Annotated in this window: 15 protein-coding genes and 2 tRNA genes; 8 read left to right on the forward strand and 9 right to left on the reverse strand. The window is 47.5% G+C overall.

The genetic code is table 11. The features are described 5' to 3' along the window. Nucleotides 1-107: 107 nt before the first annotated feature. From NG795_RS06655 to NG795_RS06670, 4 genes are all read right to left on the reverse strand, one after another. The gene (locus tag NG795_RS06655; RefSeq protein WP_367287871.1) at nt 108-2,747 is read right to left on the reverse strand and encodes a pPIWI_RE module domain-containing protein; all 2,640 of its coding nucleotides are present in this window, start codon (nt 2,745-2,747) and stop codon (nt 108-110) included. Next, nucleotides 2,737-6,033, reverse strand: coding sequence for a pPIWI_RE_Z domain-containing protein (locus tag NG795_RS06660; protein ID WP_367287872.1), 3,297 nt, complete (start codon nt 6,031-6,033; stop codon nt 2,737-2,739). The genes NG795_RS06655 and NG795_RS06660 overlap by 11 nt, the downstream gene beginning before the upstream one ends. Beyond that, nucleotides 6,034-7,146, reverse strand: coding sequence for a pPIWI_RE_Y domain-containing protein (locus NG795_RS06665; RefSeq protein WP_367287873.1), 1,113 nt, complete (start codon nt 7,144-7,146; stop codon nt 6,034-6,036). 190 nt (nt 7,147-7,336) lie between these two features. Next, nucleotides 7,337-7,846 carry a DUF1648 domain-containing protein gene (locus NG795_RS06670; protein WP_367287874.1) on the reverse strand — a complete coding sequence of 170 codons (510 nt, stop codon included), beginning with the start codon at nt 7,844-7,846 and terminating at the stop codon, nt 7,337-7,339. Between the two features lie 124 nt (nt 7,847-7,970). Here NG795_RS06670 and NG795_RS06675 point away from each other — a divergent pair, with 124 nt between their 5' ends. The 3 genes from NG795_RS06675 (at nt 7,971) to msrP (ending at nt 11,947) form a co-directional block, all read left to right on the forward strand. Then, complete coding sequence (locus NG795_RS06675) at nt 7,971-9,353, forward strand: cytochrome P450 (RefSeq protein WP_367287875.1); 1,383 nt, start codon at nt 7,971-7,973, stop codon at nt 9,351-9,353. 309 nt (nt 9,354-9,662) lie between these two features. Then, nucleotides 9,663-10,793 carry a calcium-binding protein gene (locus NG795_RS06680; RefSeq protein ID WP_367287876.1) on the forward strand — a complete coding sequence of 377 codons (1,131 nt, stop codon included), beginning with the start codon at nt 9,663-9,665 and terminating at the stop codon, nt 10,791-10,793. 164 nt (nt 10,794-10,957) lie between these two features. After that, entirely contained in the window at nt 10,958-11,947 is a 990-nt protein-coding gene (gene msrP / locus NG795_RS06685) for a protein-methionine-sulfoxide reductase catalytic subunit MsrP (protein WP_367287877.1), read from the forward strand. A 73-nt stretch (nt 11,948-12,020) separates the two neighbouring features. Here the strand turns inward: msrP and NG795_RS06690 are convergent, their stop codons facing one another. Further along, nucleotides 12,021-12,167 carry a hypothetical protein gene (locus NG795_RS06690; RefSeq protein ID WP_367287878.1) on the reverse strand — a complete coding sequence of 49 codons (147 nt, stop codon included), beginning with the start codon at nt 12,165-12,167 and terminating at the stop codon, nt 12,021-12,023. A 272-nt stretch (nt 12,168-12,439) separates the two neighbouring features. Here NG795_RS06690 and NG795_RS06695 point away from each other — a divergent pair, with 272 nt between their 5' ends. Beyond that, a complete protein-coding gene (locus NG795_RS06695; RefSeq protein ID WP_367287879.1) occupies nt 12,440-12,697 on the forward strand; it encodes a hypothetical protein in 258 nt (85 codons plus the stop codon). Between the two features lie 24 nt (nt 12,698-12,721). On the opposite strand, the gene NG795_RS06700 is transcribed toward NG795_RS06695, so the two are convergent. Both NG795_RS06700 and NG795_RS06705 read right to left on the reverse strand, forming a co-directional pair. After that, nucleotides 12,722-13,519, reverse strand: coding sequence for a TrmH family RNA methyltransferase (locus NG795_RS06700; RefSeq protein WP_367287880.1), 798 nt, complete (start codon nt 13,517-13,519; stop codon nt 12,722-12,724). Nucleotides 13,520-13,542: 23 nt separating this feature from the next. Next, nucleotides 13,543-13,626 (reverse strand) — tRNA-Leu (locus NG795_RS06705). Between the two features lie 368 nt (nt 13,627-13,994). On the opposite strand from NG795_RS06705, the gene murA reads away from it, so the two are divergent. The 4 genes from murA (at nt 13,995) to NG795_RS06725 (ending at nt 16,847) form a co-directional block, all read left to right on the forward strand. Beyond that, nucleotides 13,995-15,371 carry a UDP-N-acetylglucosamine 1-carboxyvinyltransferase gene (gene murA / locus NG795_RS06710; protein ID WP_367287913.1) on the forward strand — a complete coding sequence of 459 codons (1,377 nt, stop codon included), beginning with the start codon at nt 13,995-13,997 and terminating at the stop codon, nt 15,369-15,371. A gap of 84 nt (nt 15,372-15,455) precedes the next feature. Further along, entirely contained in the window at nt 15,456-16,331 is an 876-nt protein-coding gene (locus NG795_RS06715; RefSeq protein ID WP_261206399.1) for a M48 family metallopeptidase, read from the forward strand. After that, a tRNA-Leu gene (locus NG795_RS06720) sits at nt 16,310-16,391 on the forward strand. The genes NG795_RS06715 and NG795_RS06720 overlap by 22 nt, the downstream gene beginning before the upstream one ends. Nucleotides 16,392-16,601: 210 nt before the next feature. Next, nucleotides 16,602-16,847, forward strand: coding sequence for a hypothetical protein (locus tag NG795_RS06725; protein WP_367287881.1), 246 nt, complete (start codon nt 16,602-16,604; stop codon nt 16,845-16,847). Between the two features lie 6 nt (nt 16,848-16,853). Here the strand turns inward: NG795_RS06725 and NG795_RS06730 are convergent, their stop codons facing one another. After that, nucleotides 16,854-17,492 (reverse strand): hypothetical protein, encoded by a 639-nt coding sequence (locus tag NG795_RS06730; RefSeq protein ID WP_367287882.1) that lies wholly within the window; start codon nt 17,490-17,492, stop codon nt 16,854-16,856. A 1,337-nt stretch (nt 17,493-18,829) separates the two neighbouring features. Then, on the reverse strand, nt 18,830-20,398 hold the full coding sequence (locus NG795_RS06735) for an NAD(P)H-hydrate dehydratase (RefSeq protein WP_367287883.1): 1,569 nt from the start codon (nt 20,396-20,398) through the stop codon (nt 18,830-18,832). Between the last annotated feature and the right edge of the window lie 2 nt (nt 20,399-20,400).

Raw genomic sequence — 20,400 nt, forward strand, 5'->3', positions numbered from 1 at the left:
GAAAGAGCAAACATAGGGCGAGATCAGGAAGCGATCGCTTTCTCATCACTCTGTTGAGCGCTTATTTGAGGAAAGCGATCGCCGCTACTTTTCCCAAAACTTAGACTTTATTCTTCATCCTCGACATCAATCAACGTTACATACTCTTCTATTTTCATTGCCAAATGAAGCGGTAACGGGAGTTTGAGAGGTTCATCAAATTGGAGGGCAAGATGCCGCAGTTGATGAGTCAGTGCTGCCCAAGCGAATGCCTCATCATCCGGCTGAATGCAGGCAACCGTCAGCTCCAATAAACCCGGATTCCAGTAATAGGTACTCGGCTTAAAGACGTTCCGATTGAACGGAAACTGTTTAGGGGTATTGTAGGTACTAGCGAAAAGTCGTTCACCCATTACAAATAAACCTTTTGTAAAGCCTGCTTCTTGATTCTCCTTGGCAACGAACCATTCTGGGGTTTCGTGGGCTTGGCTATCCCGCAATCGCACGATACGAAGTCCCTTAAATCGTTGAATGGGCAAGGGTTTCTGGATACCAAATGCCACCATATCCTGTGTTATTTTACCATTTTGAAGCCATTTCCAGCCACTTCTAAGGTTCTGTGCATGACAGAGTAAAAGGGTATCTCCTAGAGGTAAAATATCACATTTGAGCGTCTGCTCGATGAACGGAACTGCCTGTTCTAGTCGAGCAATACCAAACACTTTTTCTCCTCGGGCAATTTGTTGGAGAGCATCTCTATAGAGCAACCATCCATCAAAACCAGGAGCTTTTACTTGAATTTCATTCGTGTTTGATGCCATGTGAATCATGACTGGCACTCGCTGAATACTACTATCTGCGCTGGTTGGAGAGTTATGTTTAATTAACCACACACCAACATAATTGATGGTTTCCGGTATAAGATTATTTTTGGAGTGGGCAGTGAATTCTTTCCTAGATTGCTCTTTAGGTTTTTTAATGCTTATCTCTACGGTGAGCGGCTCGATCTGTACTCCAAGCTGACGCAGTAAATCAAGAAATGCAGTAATAACACTCTGAGATAAATTAGGATTTTCGGTGCTGATAAATTGTGTCAGACGATTGACTAGAGCGAATCCCCGACGCAAAGCTTGTTTGGGATCTTCATTGCGATTCTGAAATCTGTCTTTCGGTCTGATTTCAATAAATGCCCCCGTTATTTCAGATGCTGGTGAAACCTTGTTTCCAACTTCTTCTCCCCGCTTAATAATTGCTTTTCGCAGTTGCTCTGTTTGCTTTTTGATCTGATGATCAAGCTCCAAGCGATCGCCAAGGGAACCCAAACGCTGCGAACATAGATTCAAAACAAATCCTGATTCTGGGAATTGGTAGGGAAACGATACTGAATCGGGAATTCCCAGACAGTAGCGAATTCCTTGGAGCAAAGTGTTGTGTGTTGCTTCCTCTTGATACCAGATTTCTACCGTCAGGCGATCGCCTAGTGTATTCTTAAGAGCTTGGCGGTAGAGAGATTGAGTTTTTGTCAGGGTTTCTAGCTTAGTCTCTGCAATTTCACTATCATCTTGTGTCGGTTTTGGCAGAATGGGAATTTTTGGGGCTTTACAGCTAAATTTAACCCGTTCAGGAGCCTGTACAAATTCCCACTGTGGACCCAAAAGTTGTGCAATTTGTTCTGCAACCAAACGACGGTGTCCTGGATTTAAGCCTGGATTGACTCGATGCTCTGGTTTAATATCATTTCGATACGTTACTGCGGCACTTGGACTCCCACTAAAATTAAGGGCTGAAACTGGATCCGCCAGTATTTTAGCAGGGTCAGGAAATCGATGTTGAGGATTAAGCTTGTCAAGTAACGTCGCTAACTGACTACCCCAGATTAATTGCTTAGAGCAGTCGGCCTCCTGTCGCTTAGATGCAGACACCCGCTTCCATCCAATGGGAGCAACCTGAAAGCTATTGGAATAGGGTAGCCCATCAATCCAAGGCACTTCAGTCAGTAAATAAACACTGGTTTCTTTGCCACCAGGAATATAACTCTTTTGCAGACTAACCCAGCGCCGCAAACTTAGATCGCAATGGAGGACAGGAAAATTCTGAAAGGGAACGGTTTGAATCGTGAAAGTGATTACAACCGACCAGTAACAACCTTTATACTCCAAAGGTTTCCAAGAAACCAGTTCCGCTCCTTGGCTGCCAATTGATAAAGGTGCGCGGCGAAAACGCAGGGGTTCTGACTCAAATTCAATGACTACATCATCTTGGCTTAATTTGGCTGCCAAAACATGAGGGAGCAAGATAAAACTATCCTGATTTCCCGGTTGGGCGGTGCCGTTGGGTGCAGTTGTCCATTGTGTGATATCCAAGGTGGTCTGTTCCCAGGATAAATCCTCAACTCGCATTTGAGAAAGGATTTGTTGGAGTCGAGAATCTGACGCTTTGGCAAATTCCGTTTTGACCCAAGCATGGATAATTAAATATAAAGCCGTTGGGTCGATCGCCCGTGAACTGTAAAGCCAACGTTGTACTTCTAATTTGCCTGAATTTTTTTCAATATAAATGAGATCGGGTACTAGCGCCCGCATTGCTTTATTCAACGAAGTGATCGGCAAGTTAACTTTATCAGGTGGGCGATTTTTTAGCTCACCCTGTAATTTTTTTAGCTCATGCTTCCAGGATTCCGGAAAGTTGAGAAGGTAAAAAGAATGGAAGTCGGATTTTTGTCCCTCCGCCAGCCGGAACGAGAGGGTGCGTAATTGGTCATAACTCATCAGCGATGCCTCCTATGTTTTCAATGGCTTGATAAAATGGCCCATAAAGTGCCTGAACCAGTTCTCGCTCTTGGGGTTTTATCCCTGAATCGGGACTAAAATAAGGGCGTAAAACTTGTTTGATACTGACTAAAAGACTGCTCAATGGCTCGTCAAGTCGTTCGTCTTGGAAGGCGGTACGACGCGCAAAAGCCGCATCGCAGAAGAATACACGAGCAGGAGCGCCACCCCGTATCAAACGCCCGATAACTTGCCAAATCGATACGAGTTGATTCCAGGTTACAGCTTCTCGTTCGGTATCGGGCAGGGTACTGTAAATCATGGGCAGGCGGAGAAGATAAAGCCAGCGTCGATATGCCTCATGTCGGAAAGCATGACCAATATTTTCAAGATTAAGGACACCCTCTGGACAATTTTTTGACAACCATGCAGTATCCGAATAGCGCTCTACTGCCCAGCGATTAATGGAATGAATCGCATAACTGATATCATCGGGACGGGGATGAGGGCGAACTAAAAAATATGCCGCGCCGATCGCAGCCTTATCCTCTTGGTTGAGAATATTGTGTCCCCGTTCTATCGCCATCAATGGCGCAATCAAAATCCACGCTTCCGTCTTGGCAAATTCATGAACTAGGCCCCGCTGAATTCCCTTTTCATCAGAATTCCACTGAGTGCCAAATTCATCATCATCCCGCATCAAGTGAAGGATTTGCCCTCGCCAGTCTGGACGAAGAGTATCCAGGTGTTCGTGTACCCGTTTGGCTTGTTCATAACTTCCCACGAGGAGTAGAATTCTTTGTCGTCCTTCAGGGAGTTGCTTTCGCTCAACTTCTAGCACACTTGGACCCCCTAAACCCCCTGGTTTGGCAAGTTTATTGAGCAGTTCTTTTAGAGCTTGAATCCTCCCCTCACCCGTAGCACCGGATACAGTAATCGGATTTCCTTCATTGTCATAGAATGGGCTGAATTCAAAGGAACTGGTGGCGATCGCCTGTAATTCTTCTTCTGGCGATCGCAGCACTCCTGCTACAGGGACTTGAACGTGATACCCGGGTGCTGTACCCGCCCAACTTGTCCCAGAAAGCAACAAAACATCAGGCCCAACAATCCCATCACTGGCAAAGGCATCGTGGAGGTGCAGCAACAGCCAGCGTCCGACGCCTGTACACTTGAAAAAGCGTAAATCTCCGGACCCGTTATTGCTCGATCGCACGTATTGAAATGCCAGCACATTTCCCATTGCAGAAGCAGGAACGATCGCTTCATAGTCCCTCGGTGGACTCTGAAACAACATCGAACTTTGACCAGCCAGTTGGAATGGCTCCTCAACTTGCTTCCAATCGCGCAATATTTGATTGAGTCGGTCTGAGAGCACCGCCACTAACATGGCAAATTCCAGTTGGAAAACCGCATCTTTTAATTGTTGCTCCGTCAGGATAACGTTAGGCTCTTTGTGCCGCTCGATCCATTCCCCAAGTTGCTCTCGAATCGCCTCTTCATTGTTCGTTAAAGGATACTTGCTGGTTAATTGCGAGAGTGGGTGGTTAGTGCGATCTCCAAGGGGGTCATCCAAATATTCATCAAATAATTGCCGCAGTCGGCGATAGCCCGGATGCTCATCGCGAGTTGTTGCCGATGCACCACTTAGCGCGATCGCTAACTTGTCCAAAATCAGCCAATCGGTAAAATAGTCACCCTTCTCGATCCATTGGTTTAACGCTTTTTGTTGGCTTTGGACTAACCCATACAAGCGACTTCTCATCGTCTGAACTACATCATGGGCTTTGTCCCAGCGTTCAATTTCCGGATCGGCAAGTTGGCGATGTCCGTGTTGATTCAGTTGCTGCACCACAGGTTGCTGGACTTGAGAGAGCCAGCCATCTCCTCCAATCCCAGATAATTTCTGAGAAGGACTGAATAGAGTATCGAGTTGGACCTGAACTTGGTCCGCTTCATCCACAATCACTAGATCACTGTGACGATACACCAACTCGAAAAACCGAATCTGTTGGGGGTTGAGTTGTTTGGCAACGCGAGTGTACACCAAGCTCGCAGGTGTGGCAATCCAAATTTTTGCCTCTACCAAGTCTCGCTGTGCCTGATGAAAGGGACAGGCACTATATAGCGCACAGGCGTAGGGTTTGGGTTGTTCTGTTTCACCTTCTTCTGGCTCTGAATTAGTGGCCGGAAACAGTGTCAGACAAGGCTGCTTACCCATTTGAAAAGGTTTACTGACATCTCGACGCAGTTCGCTGACCGGACAGGCGGTACTCAGCCACCGGAAACCGATATGTTCTTGCGCTAACTGAGCGAGAGGTTCTTCCGCAGTCAGTGTGCGGTGCAGGCGGTTCGTATGACGGATCCGATTGGATGCACCCAGGATGGGAGCGACGGGAATATCGAACTGAGCAAATAGTCTAGCCCGATTAAGCGCCCCAATCACATCTCCGACAACAATTGTCACATGAAGTCCCTTACGTGCTGCCCAAACTGCCAAGATATCCATTAAGGTTGATTTACCCGAAGATACCATGCCGATTAGGTGCATTAACCCATCTAACGTCAAGGTGTCAGCACGGGCAAGCTTACCATCAGAACCAAACAAGTCTAAACGGACTCGGGAAAGACGCTGTTCCCACTTCCCGGATGATTGTTTGTCCATCCAACCTGCTGTTTCTATCAGTTCGCTCCAAGGAACGATTAACGGCTTTTTTTTTGTTTTTCCTACCAAATTGTGACCTGAAGGTGGTGGGAATATTAAATGATTTGGAATCGGAACCGTGACGCGATATTTGCCATCGGAACACTCATAAGTGCCAACAGTTGTCCATTTGACAGACTCTGTACTGTGGGGTAGTGGGTGTTTGAGGGCTTTGGCGTAGATTTCCTGGCGGTTAGAACAAATGCTGACTTCTTGCCGGGAAAAGGTCTCTAATTTTTCATCTATCTGGTAGCCTCGCAGTCGCTCGTCTATTTGACGATAGCGCTTCAAAGCTTGCTCCCACTTGTATTCGCTTCTAAACTGGCTTAAAATGTGCCGTGCGTTTCCCACCATTCGATGGTGTTCATCGTTCCAGTGTTGTACTTCTTCTCCTGGAAAGGGATAGCCAGTCAGCAACACCCACAAAGCCCGTGCTGGTGATTGTGGTGCAAGTTCGGACAATAAATAAAGCCCCAGTTCAATGTCACAAAATGTGGGGATATTTAAACCTGTTACACTTTGAGGCCAGTCTTTGCGAAGCAAAGGAGTCAGCTTCTGTCGCCAAGAACTTGTATTCCGCATTTACTTGCACCTCCGCAGCTTATTTTTAACATCTGTGATAAATTCAGTTTCAAACTTTGCCTTAATATGTTTGGGGAGTGGACAATGATTAAGAAAAGCGCGTAAATAATCGGTACGTTGAACTTTGCGATCATCGGGGAAGACAAAATAAGCTTTATTCCAAGAGGGTTGGCTGGGAATCATTGGACTTTGCTGCTTCACTTTCTGAGCTAGTAAAAATGGATTGGCCCAATCTTTGACATCGATCGCCCAAGCTTCTCGATCCGGAAACTCAATTCGCAGATCGTATTTGTCAAAATTCGGCCAGAGTTCAACGGTCAAACTTAATTTTTCCAGTTTCTCGGCTAACCTTAATTCCGCACGACCTGGTGCAGCAACGAATCGCCGCAATCCTCGCTTGAGCCATAACACTCTCTGTTTTTGGGGTAAGGGGCGATCGCTTTTGGCAGTCCCTTTCCTGCGGCAGCGTTCCTCGACACAAATTAGATCGCCTTTATCGGTGCGGAGCATTAAGTTGTCACAGTTAGCACAGCAGTGAAAATAACCTTCTACTGCACAAGAATCCGGTGCTTGTTCGTAAGCCGTATGAATCTGTTCTGCAAGCGGTTCTAATACCGGGTCGATACAACGCTGAAGTAACTCAACTTCAGTGAGTACGGGCTTATCGATTAGCAGATATCTGAACGCAACATAGGCTTTGGGAGCGTTAACCGAACTGCAAACCTGCATTACATTAAGGAGTAACTGCTGCTGGGTGAGTTCGGCTTCGATATCTGGACTCGCGATCGCCCATTCCTCGCAAATACTCGTCGGTATTTGACCATCCAGTAGGGTGTCTGCGATTCCTGCATCGTCGGGCAGTTGCAAGGGCCACTCGGACAGAGGACGGCGACACCAGTCCAGCAACTCGGGTACACCCTGTGGCGGTGGCTGACACTGATTCAAGCATTTTAAAACCAGTCGATCTAAACCCCGTTGCAGTGTTCGGGGGTAAGGAAGTGTCAGGGATTGGCCGTTTTTAACGGTCTCCGATAATTGAATGACACCACTGGCAATCAGTCTGAGTGTCAGTTCATCAGGCATCAGTTGTGGTTCGAGGTAGCTAGTTGTCATTGCCCCTCCTAGTCTCTGTGGTATTTATTTACACTATATCAAGGGTTGATTTTTATGTCAATCCCATAAGTAGTGGAGAGGCTCGACTGGAGGCTTCTCTCTGAGGCGGACCCGGCTTAGGAGAGCAGTTGCCGGTTAGAAAAATTGACTGGCAACAGGAAGCTGGCCTCAACTTTCTATCTTGACACTCCTACCGATCGCAATAAGATTTCCTTAAATAAAACCCAATCGTTAAAAATAACAAAGCTAAAAAGCCCAGCAGATAAAAAATTGATAAATGAGTGGATTGTTTCAAGGCCACTTGAATCATTCCCCATTCAATCCAGAGGAGAATTCCCATAACTTCTGCTTTCATCCACAGCAAAACCTGACGAGCGATTTTATATTGAGTTGGTAAGTTTTCTGGGGTGATGGGGACTGGATAATTAAAGGTATTGGGAAAGAAATTAGTAATTGTCATGGCTAGATAACTGATGAATCCGATGCTGGGAATTAACCAGAAAGTTAGTTTAGGTCCCCATAAGTCGGGTTTGCCTGTGATACCAAAGTGGAGGGGAATTGAAGGGGGGAGGCGATGCCAATAGTAGAAGCCGATCGCCAGACTGGCAACGACACCCATCAAGGCGGTAATTTCCAGGACGATTTCTAAGGGGGAGTAGGCGATCGCCTTGATAACAGGTCGTTGTTGATTGTCTTTCATAAGGGTTTCTCCCAGGGGGTAAAAATATGATCCTTGCACCGCTTCTTATCAGTTAAGTCAGCCATTCGGGTTCATTTTTCAGAAAATCTCTTAAAATTGATAAAACTACTCCTTCACAAGATCAATGACACTACCTCATTTAGGGACCCCCCGTTTGTTGCAAAAATTACAGTGGATCCTGAATCCTGTGGGATATATGGAAAGCCATGTTCGACAATATCCCGACCTATTTCAAGCCGAGGTTGTCGGGTTTGGCAATACCCTTGTTTTCGTCTCTCATCCCCAAGCCATTCAATACATTTTAACCCACGATAACAAGCAATTGAGTGTCCCTGGAAAGGTGAATGAAATTGTGGAACCTTTGCTGGGAGAGTATTCGGTGATTATGTTAGAGGGCGATCGCCACCGTCGTCAGCGCCAATTATTGATGCCTCCGTTTCATGGCGATCGCATGAAATCTTATGGCAAAATGATTCGAGAAATTACTGAAACGGTCATGAGACAAGTGCCAACCTCTCAGCCTTTTATCGCCCGTGCGGTGATGGCTCAAATTTCATCCCAAGTCATGTTACAAACTGTCTTTGGGTTAGATTTAACGAAGCAAAATTATCAGGAATTAAAACATCTGATGACTTTAATGCTAGAGGTTTTTAACACTCCGGCTGCTTCGGCCCTCCTGTTTTTTAAGCAGTTACAAGTGGATTTAGGCCCTTGGAGTCCTTGGGGATATTTTCTCAGAATTCGAGAAAAAATTGATAAATTACTCTATGCAGAAATTTCTACTCGCCGTCAACAGGATATTAGCGATCGCCTCGATATTCTCTCCCTGTTAATGTCAGCGCGGGATGCGGAAGGTGAAGCCATGACCGATAAAGAATTACGGGATGAATTGCTGACCTTACTGTTTGCTGGGTACGAAACAACTGCCAGTGCCATGTCCTGGGCTTTATATTGGGTTCATGCTCTTCCCGAGGTAGAAAATCGTCTCCGTGAGGAAATTGCTACTCTCGGGGATAATCCCGCACCGATGGATATTTTTAGCCTACCTTATTTGACCGCAGTCTGTAATGAAGTTCTCCGACTTTATCCTGTGGGTATGTTAACCTTTCCCCGGCGAGTCGAAGAACCGATGGACTTATTAGGATACTCGCTCAAAGCCGGAACTGATTTAGTCGGCTGTATTTATCTACTCCACCATCGGGAAGATTTATATACCAATTCCTATCAATTTAAGCCGGAACGGTTCTTACAACGGCAATTTTCTCCCTACGAATTTATGCCTTTCGGTGGAGGTAAACGTCGCTGCATTGGAGCAGCATTAGCGGCTTATGAAATGAAGTTAGTGTTAGCCACAGTCTTATCGGGCTATGATTTAAAATTGGGAGAAGGGAGTTTAGTCAAACCCCAGCGCCGAGGTGTTACTTTATCCCCGACGGGAGGAATTAAAATGATGAAGGTTGGCGATCGCACTCCCGTTGAGAGACTTTTGGTCAACTCAGTCCGCTAAAACCCTGAAACGAACCCCGGGATGGAGGTTGTCCAATTCTGTAAGTAGACTTTATCCAGAGTAAAAAAAGGGGGATTGAAACCGAAAACCAACACCCCCTTTCTGATGTCGTCTTAGTTCTAGTTTTGTTAAACCAGCTCAATAGGGGGAGGTAAAATAAGGGAAGGGAGGTACTGATTGATGGCGATCGCCTAGAATGACTGAATCTTCCGAGTAAAAAATTGACGACCTAGGTAAAATCGTCCCGATGTCTGCTTTTAAAAATGTTCTATACTATAGATTTAATCCCCCCATTCAAGGAGAATAGCAATGGATTTCTTGAACAACGTTATTCCTAACGGATTTTTAGATTTTCTACCGGGAGTCGGAGAAGATAATGAGCAAGAAAATCAGGCGGCCCGAGATATTGCCATCCAAACGGCTAAATTTATCACTCTAGGGCCTACTGGCTTTGTTCTCAGCTCAGTATTCTCTCGGCTAGTGAACAATATTGACATCAATCAAGTCGGTTCTGAACTCCTCAATCGAGTTACTCAGTTAGTTGAATCCAATCCCACCGACATCAATCCCACTCAATTGATTAATTCCGCTCTAGGACAAATTCAAAACTTTGTCAATAGCACAGAAATTACCTCACGAATTTCACCATCACAAATCACCGATTTTGTCAATACCAACTTTATTCAAAATGGAGCGTTACGAACCGGATTTTCTCAATTAATTAATTTAGCATCTCAGGGGAGTCAACTCGGGCGATTTATTGACGCTGATTCAGCCAGTAACTTAATCGAAATGGCTTTAGACGATATTAATTGGCAGGGAGGATTACGCGCCCTGGACGGGGACGATCGCATTCTGGGCAGTAGTGGTTCGGATATCGCCAATGGAAACCAAGGAAATGACACGCTAATTGGAGGCGAGGGCGATGATTTTCTCCGAGGTGGCAGAGAAAAGGATATGCTTGATGGAGGACCTGGAAATGATGTCCTCAATGGCAATTTAGGAGATGATACCGTCCAAGGCGGCGCGGGAGATGACTTGGTCCGAGGCGGTCAAGGGAATGATATGTTATATGGAGATGCGGGCCGAGATGTTCTGATTGGAGATATCGGTTCCGATTTTCTCTCGGGCGGTGCTGATGCTGATGATTTTATCCTGCGGGGTGATGTTTCGGGTCAAAATGCTGCCACTGCCGATCGCATTTTAGATTTTAATGCTGCAGAAGGTGATCTCATTAAATTAGTCAACGTTACCGATATCGCTCAAATTACCCTTGGTGCATTAGATGTCAATGGGGATGGTATTGGAGATACGGCTATCATTGATTCTAATAACCGAGTTTTGGGCGTGGTAATGAATGTGGATATTTCTCAGTTTAACTTGCTAAATTCTGTCCAATTGGTCAGTCCAGAAGATTTAGGGATTAATTTAATCGGATAAATCACCGACTTGCGATCGCCCTAAACTTTCACCATTGCTCGCCACTGGAGGGACAATTCATGAATTGCCCCTCCAGTGGCTGCTAAGTTTACTCTATAATTTTTCTATGTTTTCTTGATGATTCCATTCAAAAACACTTAAGGCGACTGCCAATTTTATCAATCATGGTTCTCATCCGCATCCTCAAATCGTGGGAAATTCCCGAACACCAAACCACTCCAGAAACAGCCTTTTTGTCCCGTCGGCGCTTTTTGAAGACAGCCATCGCCGCTGGTATCGGGGCGACCGTTCTCCCGATGGGTGGCTGTAAAAGTGAAACCAACTCCGATTCCCTGAGCGAACTCATCCAAAATACCACTCCCTTAGCCAATATCCCGCGCAACCCCAACTTTATAGAAGGCGATCGGCCCATAACGGAACAATCCTTTGCCTCTCGTTACAATAATTTTTATGAATTTGGCGGGACTAAATCAATTTGGAAATCTGCCCAAAGTTTGCCCACCGAAAACTGGAAAATTGAAGTCGGTGGACTGGTCAAAAATCCCCGCATTTATGATATTGACGAAATTCAAACCCAATTTCCCCTAGAAGAACGCATCTATCGCTTGCGATGTGTAGAAGCTTGGGCAATGGTTGTTCCCTGGATTGGATTCCCGATGAAACGCTTCATCGAAGCTGTGGAACCCACCAGCGCAGCTAAATTTGTGCGATTTACCTCATTTTATGATCCAGAAATCACACCGGGACCCGGGTTTCATTTAGGAACCTTACCTTGGCCTTACACCGAAAGTTTACGCATTGAAGAAATGGCCAACGAACTGGCCTTTTTTGCTACAGGAATTTACGGTCGGACCCTTCCCAAACAACATGGAGCACCCCTGCGGATGGTAATCCCGTGGAAATACGGGTTTAAGGGAGCTAAATCTATTGTTAAAATCGAATTTTTAGCCGAACAACCGGCGACTTATTGGAATACTTTAGTGCCGAGCGAGTACGATTTTGAGGCGAATGTCAACCCAACTAAGCCTCATCCGCGCTGGTCCCAGGCCACGGAACGGATTGTTGATACCGGACCAGCTTTATCTTGGAAACGTCAGCCAACCCTTCCTTATAACGGGTATGGGGAATGGGTTGCCAACTTGTACTCCACCTGAACCAACTGCTGTCATCGAGGGTAGGCGGTGGTTCTCACCCCCGGAATGTTTGGCCTTGCCCACCCCATCCGGCCTAACTGCTGCCTGTAGCGTGATGGCGATCGCAAAATAGCCAGTTTTCTCCAAAGGGGATAAACTCAGCTTTATTCCGGGAACGGAATCGGACCCAGATTAGACCATTAGATTGGGTGGGAGATCGCAGCTTTGGCAACATTGCCACAGTGGAGTAAAACCCTCCGCCCCACTCTAAAAGAGCGCCGGTACAGTAGAGGTTAAAACAAGGGTTTTTTTACAAACTCTCTACATTAGAGCAACAAATCGAGGCCAAAAGCCTGGTTTCTTGTCTTTTGTTCTCTACGACTGTACCGATGCCCTAGGAATTTAGGGATGCATCTGCACTGTACGACCGAGGGCATAGTATTGGTACTCGTCCCCGTCTCCGGAATCGGAGGTAATCGGGGTGGTGCATATTCAATTGGGAGTCAATTTGTTATGAGTAACCATCAGCACGAAGACCGGGAGGCAGCGGAGAAGGCATTCTTAGATTCTCTAAATGCATTGCAAGAGCGTTTGCAATTGGTTGAGGACCAGAAGGCTGCATCTGCTCGGGAAGCTGAACGGCAAGCGATTAAGACTGCACAAGAAGAGAAGGCAACTTTTACTATCCATGATCTGGAAGAGGCAGTGGCTGATATTGATGAATTTTTTAAGGAATTGCACAAACCCGCCACTGAAGATTCATCAATTTAGGGTGTTGAGTCCGATCGCCTCAGTTTAAGAAACCGGGGACGAATGGCTGGTTTGACGGAGGGCTTCATATAAAATCAAAGCGGCGGCGATCGCCACATTTAAAGATTCGACCCCAGACTGCAACGGGATCCGAACTTGATAATCGGCGGTGGAGAGTAAGTCGGCAGATAATCCTGCGCCTTCATTGCCGAGTAAGACTAAAGTGGGTTGCTGATAATCAATTTCCCAGTAAGTTAGGGGTGCATCGGCGGTGGTAGAAATGACCTGCACCCCTTGTTGTTGTGCGCGGATGACATCACTCTTCAAATCCGCACTGACGGAAACCGGCAAGCGAAACCACTGTCCCGCAGAGGCGCGTAACACTTTTGGAGAGGCTGCATCCACACTATCAGCACTCAGCCAAATGCCTTGAGTTCCGGTGGCAGCAGCCGTTCTAATCAGGGTGCCAAGATTGCCGGGGTCTTGGAGGGTTTCCAAGGCGAGGGTCAACCCGGATTGGGGAATCGAGGGGACCGCCGACTCGCGCCGTTTGGCGACTGCCACGACCCCATCGGGTTGGACTGTAGTCGCCATTGCTTTGAGGACTGCTTCATTGACGAGTTCACACCGGGGCGATCGCTGGGTCACGGTTTCCCATAATTCAGGATACCGCCCTTGCCACTCCGGGGTAAAACAGACCACCTCTAGGGGATAATTCACCCCACAGGCTTCCTCCAGTAGATGCGTCCCTTCCAACAAAAACAGTTGCTGGCGATCGCGTTCCTTTGCCGCGTGCAACTTCCGCATCTGCTTGACCAGAGGATTCTGAAGGCTCGTCAACATTGGGGTATTAAATGGAGTGTAGATGCGGAACCCGGGACTTGAACCCGGAAGTCCTTGCGGACACTAGAACCTGAATCTAGCGCGTCTACCAATTCCGCCAGTTCCGCGAAAAAGCAGTTTTGCACTGCGATTTACCATAGTGCCTCAGTTCCTCCTAGATGTCAAGGGGTCAATTTAAAAAAGTTTTTTCCCAATTACGTCATCTACCTACTACACTTTTGAGGAATGTCCAGTTAAGGTACACCAGTAGACACCCGCTAGAATAGTTTTCCCAAATGATGCGGACCGTGAGGAGGTCCTCGCCGTGAAATCCGCATCACGGGACACAAACTAGCTGACGGTAAGATTCTATTGGTATCAGGGGTTACCGGAATAGATTTTTTTAGGTATAAATCTGGACATCTAAAATATTTCCGGTAGAATCAAAACCAAATCGAAAGGTGTACCACATCCACTGATTCTGGAGGATAGACCTATTACTGCCTCTCTCGGTTCGCTCAACATCACCAACTCTCACGAAGCTGATCCCTCGGTCCTGCACATTTGGGGAGGCCATCCCCTGCAAGGAGAAGTCAAAATCAGCGGGGCCAAAAATGCCGCATTAGTCATCATGGCCGGGTCCCTGCTCTGTCCGGAACCCTGTCGGTTACGGAACGTGCCATCCCTGGTCGATGCCATTCGCATGGGTCAAGTGCTTTCGGCCCTCGGCGTCGATCTGCAATGGAACGGCGATGTCCTGGATATCAACGCTCGGGATATCACGACTTCGGAAGCCCCTTATGAATTAGTCAGCCAACTGCGGGCGAGTTTCTTTGCCATTGGACCGATACTGGCTCGATTGGGAGAAGCCCATGTTCCCCTTCCCGGGGGCTGTGCGATCGGGGCTAGACCTGTAGATATCCACGTTCGGGGCCTGCAAGCCCTCGGTGCTAATGTCTATATCGAGCATGGTATGGTTCATGCGTCCGTTCCTGGACGCGATCGCCGCTTAAAAGGCGCTAAATTTTATCTCGACTATCCCAGCGTCGGTGCCACCGAAACCCTGATGATGGCGGCTACCCTCGCTGATGGAGAAACCATCCTGGATAATGTCGCCCAAGAACCAGAAGTCATCGATTTGGCTAACTTCTGTAACGCTCTAGGCGCAAAAATTCGCGGTGCGGGGACCAAAACCATTGTCATTGAAGGGGTTCCCCGGCTGCATACGGCTGACTATCCCATCATTCCCGATCGCATTGAAGCCGGAACCTTCTTAGTCGCTGGCGCAATTTCTCGCTCGGATATCAGTCTCTATCCCGTGATCAGTGACCATCTGACTCCGGTAATTTCCAAACTAAAGCAAACCGGCGCTCAAATCATTGCTGAAGGCCCCGATCGCCTCCGGGTGATTGGACCGGATATCATTCAGGCCACGGATATCGAAACCTTGCCCTATCCGGGATTTCCCACGGATATGCAGGCTCAATTTATGGCCTTGCTAACGGTGAGTAATGGCGATAGCCTGATTAGCGAAACCGTCTTTGAAAATCGCCTGCGCCATGTGGCTGAGTTAAATCGCATGGGAGCAGATATTCGCGTCAAAGGCCATACGGCGATCGTGCGGGGTGTCCCCCATCTGACCGGTGCTCCGGTCATGGCAACAGACCTTCGCGCCTCGGCAGCCTTGGCGATCGCGGCGATCGCAGCTCAGGGTAAAACCACCATTCAAGGGTTGCAGCACCTGGATCGCGGCTACGAAAACCTCGACCTCAAACTCCAACAGCTCGGGGTTCGGATCAAGCGCGAACCGGCTCCTCCTGAGAGCGAAGCTAACTCAACCGCCATCCAATCTTCTCAATCCGCACTAAAATGAAAGGGCATAGAGGTTTACGGAAGTATTTTCTTCTGATGAAAACCTCTGAATTCTCTGTCATCAGACCTTAGTCCCTAAACTGGTATGGCTTTCCCAAAAACAACCCTGATCGGACTCAAAGCAGATGGCTTTCGTCATCCTCTGGATCTAGAAGCAACCCAATCCCTCAAGCAACTCCCTGGACTAGACTTAATCGTCCGCCAGTTGCTCGGTTCCATTGGCGAACAATTTTTTTACCTGGATAATATTGCTTCTAGCGTTTTGGTCAGTGAGCAACAGTTGCCCGAGTTGCATCAGTTGCTCAAGGAAGCCTGCCAGGTTTTGGATTTAGAGACCCCGGAGCTCTATGTTCGTCAACATCCGATGCCGAATGCTTATACCTTCGCGATGCGGGGCAAAAAACCCTTTGTGGTGATTCACACCTCGCTGATTGAACTGCTGACACCGGCGGAAATCCAGGCGGTGATCGGACATGAGCTGGGGCATCTCAAATGCGAACATGGGGTTTATTTGACCCTGGCGAATTTGATCATGTTAGCGGCAGGACAACTTTCGACGGTGGGGGCTTTGATTGCTCAAACTCTCCAAAGTCAAATTTTGCAGTGGGTAAGATGCGCCGAGTTTAGCTGCGATCGCGCTGCCTTATTAGCCACTCAGGACTCGCGAGTCGTGAGTTCGGTCCTAATGAAATTGGCCGGGGGTTCTCCTACTCTGGCTCCCCAACTCAATTTGGATGCCTTTCTCGCCCAAGCTCGGGCTTACGATGAGAGCAGTAGTACAGAACTCGGCCTTCTGCTCAAGGAAGCCCAAACCGGCCAACTCACCCATCCTCTGCCTGTACTAAGGGCTAGAGAGATTGATCGCTGGGCCAGCAGCAAAGATTATGAAACTTTGTTGCAAAAGGGAAAAATGTGTTATAGTAGTGAAACCGAGAAAAAGGGCGAGTGGCGAAATTGGTAGACGCACCACACTCAAAATGTGGCGGCTTCGGTCGTGCGAGTTCGACTCTCGCCTCGCCCACTCTCTAAAATCGGAAGAATAAAATAGGGGTTCTCAGTCAAAAGCTGAGAACCCCTATTTTGTGGTTTTCTGCCAGAGAGACTGGACCTGAACTCCAGACGCAGGGATTTTCCAATTTTTCTACGGCGGACTTGACAAGTCCCAGGAAAGCCAAGCTAAAATGGTAAAATAGTTTGATTAATCAAGATTACACACAGAAGGATTAAGACAATGGCTCAACGTCTCAAAAGTTGGGAGTCTCCTCGTAGCCAGGGGAGAAATACCAAGGGCAAAGGCGGCAGCGCAAGGCAACGACAACTTAAGAAGCAGCAGCAGATGTTGCGGAAGAAATTAAAAGGGGAACCTATAAAGGGCGATCGCAACCCTATCCCATCCCAAAACCCCACCAACACAAAAGAGAAGAGAACTCCGGTTCTCTTCTCTTTTTATTTAGAGACTCAGCAGGCGATCGCCTGAGTCTAATTAAGGAGTAGTCGTCATGGGTGCGATTGACTGGGCCACGATCGCAGGGCGATCGGTATATTCCCGTTCGATTTCAGTGCGTAACGTATCATCCCAGCCTAGATTATTGTAATCCCGTTCAATTTCAGTAATCACCAATTGACGAACTTCTCCCGTCACCTGGACTTGACTATCTTCCATCACCGGCATTTGGGAGTCCGTCGTAATCACAATAATATCACTCCCACCAATGGCCTCATCTTCTTGGATCCGGAAAACATTAGGTCCGAGAACCTCTGCCACTTCACCATTGAGGGTCACGGTTTGACCCATAAACTGGTTAGGATTATCCGCCACCTCTCCAAGGTCCGTGGTCATTCCAGCGGTCCCCATGCCCGGGGCCATTGTGGGGTCAGTTCCCGGAGTCATTGTGGTATCAGTTCCTGGGGCCATTGTGGGGTCAGTTCCCGGAGTCATTGTGGTATCAGTTCCGGGTTCTGTGGTCGTCGTAGTCGTGGTTTGATCTGCCGCGTCGCAAGCAGGCAGCACCAGGAGCATCAGTCCGAGGGCGATCGCCCCGTTCACCTTTCCAAACAGGGAAGATACGCCAACCAGAGGGCTGCGTTTGTTAAGGGATGTCTTGTTAAATTTATTTAACATTGTGAAACCTCCAAATAAAAGCGGTCAGAATGGGTCTGACCCTGAAAACAAAGTTGCCACGGGTATCCCCATTCTCAAAGTTAACCCGGGCGATCGTTGATAATAAGTAGACTTACTCTAGGAAAAAATCCAGGGATAGCGCATCTTTCTTGAGAAGTAGATAGCTGGAGTGGGTCCCCTGATATTTGATATTTCTGCGGTTGGGAGTGGTTTGGAGCAATGGAGTGGGGCTGAGTGCTCAGTTTTCTCCAACTGGAGCCTTGTTGGTGACAACTCCCTACTGAGTCCTCCTAAATTTTAGGGCAGAACCCCGATTTCCTGTGCCTTGCATCTGATACACCAATACTCCAGAGAAAGGTCTCCAACTAGGTAGCCGCAACCCTCTTGTACAGGAGTGATCCCGGGTGGGAAAGAAATGTTTACTTAAATTCATACTTTCGAGATACTTTGCTCAGATTTATGTAAACCTTTATTTCTAAGGCTTGCATTCCCGAAAAATGATGATACATTAATAAATGAAGCGGAAAGAGCTTCCCTGGCAGAAAACAGCAGACAAGTTCAAATTAGCTTAAAGAGGTTCAAGCTGTTTAATCTAACATCTGTCTCGTCGTATCAAAACCCGAACAACACCCAAACCAAAGTCTGATATTTCCTCAAATCGTGGAATCGGCAGCAATACTCCTAAACTTTTTAAGTTAGGCAGCCTGCGAACATTGAAATTGAGAGGAAATCACTCAGCAAGTCGGTCTTGGGTGTTGTTTTGTTTGGCCGGCAGTTGCCCGGAAACTCAATTTTTAAAATCCCTCCGGAGGCGATCGGATGGAGTCTCTTGAAGAAGAGGAGAAGTGGCGATCGCGCTGCTCCCTAATCAGAATCTACTTCGGAAACAAGCATTCATCCGAGGTTCTGCCCTGAATTCAGATCAATTTACGAGGTAACCCAGCCTCTGGTAAATTAAGTAAAGTTTTATATCATTCCCTTGCCATTACTCAAAAGCGTGCTAAATTAAATATATGGAAGCAACAAAGAGCTTCCCTGGCAGATTACAACAGCCAAGTTCAAATTAGCATAAAGAGGTTCAAGCTGTTTAATCTAACATCTGTCTCGTACCAAAACCCGAACAACACCCAAACTAAGGGCTGATATTTCCTCAAATAGTGGACTCGGCAGAAATAATCCTAAACTGTTTAAGTTAGGTAGACTGCGAACATTGCAAAAAAGAGGAAATCACTCAGCGAGTAAGTCTTGGGTGTTGTTTTGTTTGGGGGGTAGTTGCCAGGAAACCAGATTTTCAACTGAGACTTTAGGGTTGTTCTCCAGGGACTGGAGCAAAATTTCTAATTGCCCGATCGCAGGAACTGGGGTAAAACCGTTAGTAAATACTCGCTTAACGTCACTGGATCTACCCCTAATTCCGTGCGAATCGTGGCAGCGGAAATGGCCGCTTGGGCGTGCCACCAGACTGCGGTTTGCACGAGGGGTTCTATGGGAATTTTCCGGGCGATCGCCTGAGCAATTAATCCGCTAGATAACCCGGTTAAGACATCTCCACTCCCACCTCGCGCCAATGCCGGGGTGCTTTCTGGGTTAATCCAAACCGATCCATCGGGATAGCCGATCGCCGTTCTGGCTTGTTTGAGCATCACCACCGCCCCACTTTGCTCAGAAGCCCGACGTACAGCCCGCACCCCATCCTCCGCTTCTCCTTCAACCTCGGGAAACAGACGCTTAAATTCTCCGGGATGGGGAGTCAACAGGGTAAAGGCGTCTCGTTGGGAGAGAGTGGGAATGGTCCCCAATTGCGCCAAAGCATTTAATCCATCGGCATCTAAAATCAAGGGCCGATCGCTTTCTAAGACGGCTTGGACTACTGCCATTGCATCCGGGGTCAAACCACAGCCACAGGAGATCGCACCAAAGGAACTCAAGTCGATACTATCGGGCAAATGGGCGATCGCCCCGGATGCAGTTTCGGGACATCCGACAATCAACGCATCGGCTAATTGCTGACTCATGTAAGGTTTGAGCGATTTAGGAACGGCGATCGTCAACATTCCCACCCCCGATGCCTTCGCGCCCAATCCGCATAATAGGGCCGCACCCATATAGCGTTGAGAACCACAGATTGCCAGGAGATGTCCTTCCTTATACTTGTGGGTCAATTGTGGACGGGGAAGGGGGAGATGGGCGAGGGCCTCCGCTGAGGTAATTCGGTGGATAGGATTGCGATCGCCTAACACTGCGTGAATATCTGCCAAAGGAATATCAAAATCAATTAATTCCGCCTTCCCCACATAAGCCAACGCTTGATCATGAAATAGTCCTAACTTCCATAATCCCAAACAAAAAGTATGATTCGCCTGAATTGCTGTTCCTAAAACTGCTCCCGTATCCGTATGCAACCCCGAGGGTAAATCAATACTAATTACGGGTTGAAACTGTTCATTTACTCGGTCAATTCCCGGAGCAATCTCTCCAGAAATTGACCGTTCTAATCCGAATCCAAATAATCCATCCACAATCAAATCGCAATTTAGGAGGGGTTCGATTTGGTCAAAAAACTCCACCCCCAAACTCGCCACATATTCCCCATGCTTCTCGGTCAACTCCTTACTTTTAGAAAGGGGTCGATAAATCAGCACATCATATCCGGAAAAATGTAACTCTCGGGCGACCACCAAAGCATCCCCGCCATTGTGACCCGGACCTACCAAAACTCCAACTCGTTGGACTCCGGGACGAGGATAGAGGGCAACCAAGCGCTTAAAAATAGCTTGGGCAACCTTTTCCATCAATGCAGCCACCGGCATTCCTGCGGCAAAGATTCGCTCTTCAATTGCGCTCATTTGCGATGAAGTCACGATGAATTGATTAATCTGGTTTTGGCGGTTTTGTTGTGGTAACACGG

This window comes from Laspinema palackyanum D2c (assembly GCF_025370875.1).
In the GTDB taxonomy this organism is placed as follows: domain Bacteria; phylum Cyanobacteriota; class Cyanobacteriia; order Cyanobacteriales; family Laspinemataceae; genus Laspinema; species Laspinema palackyanum.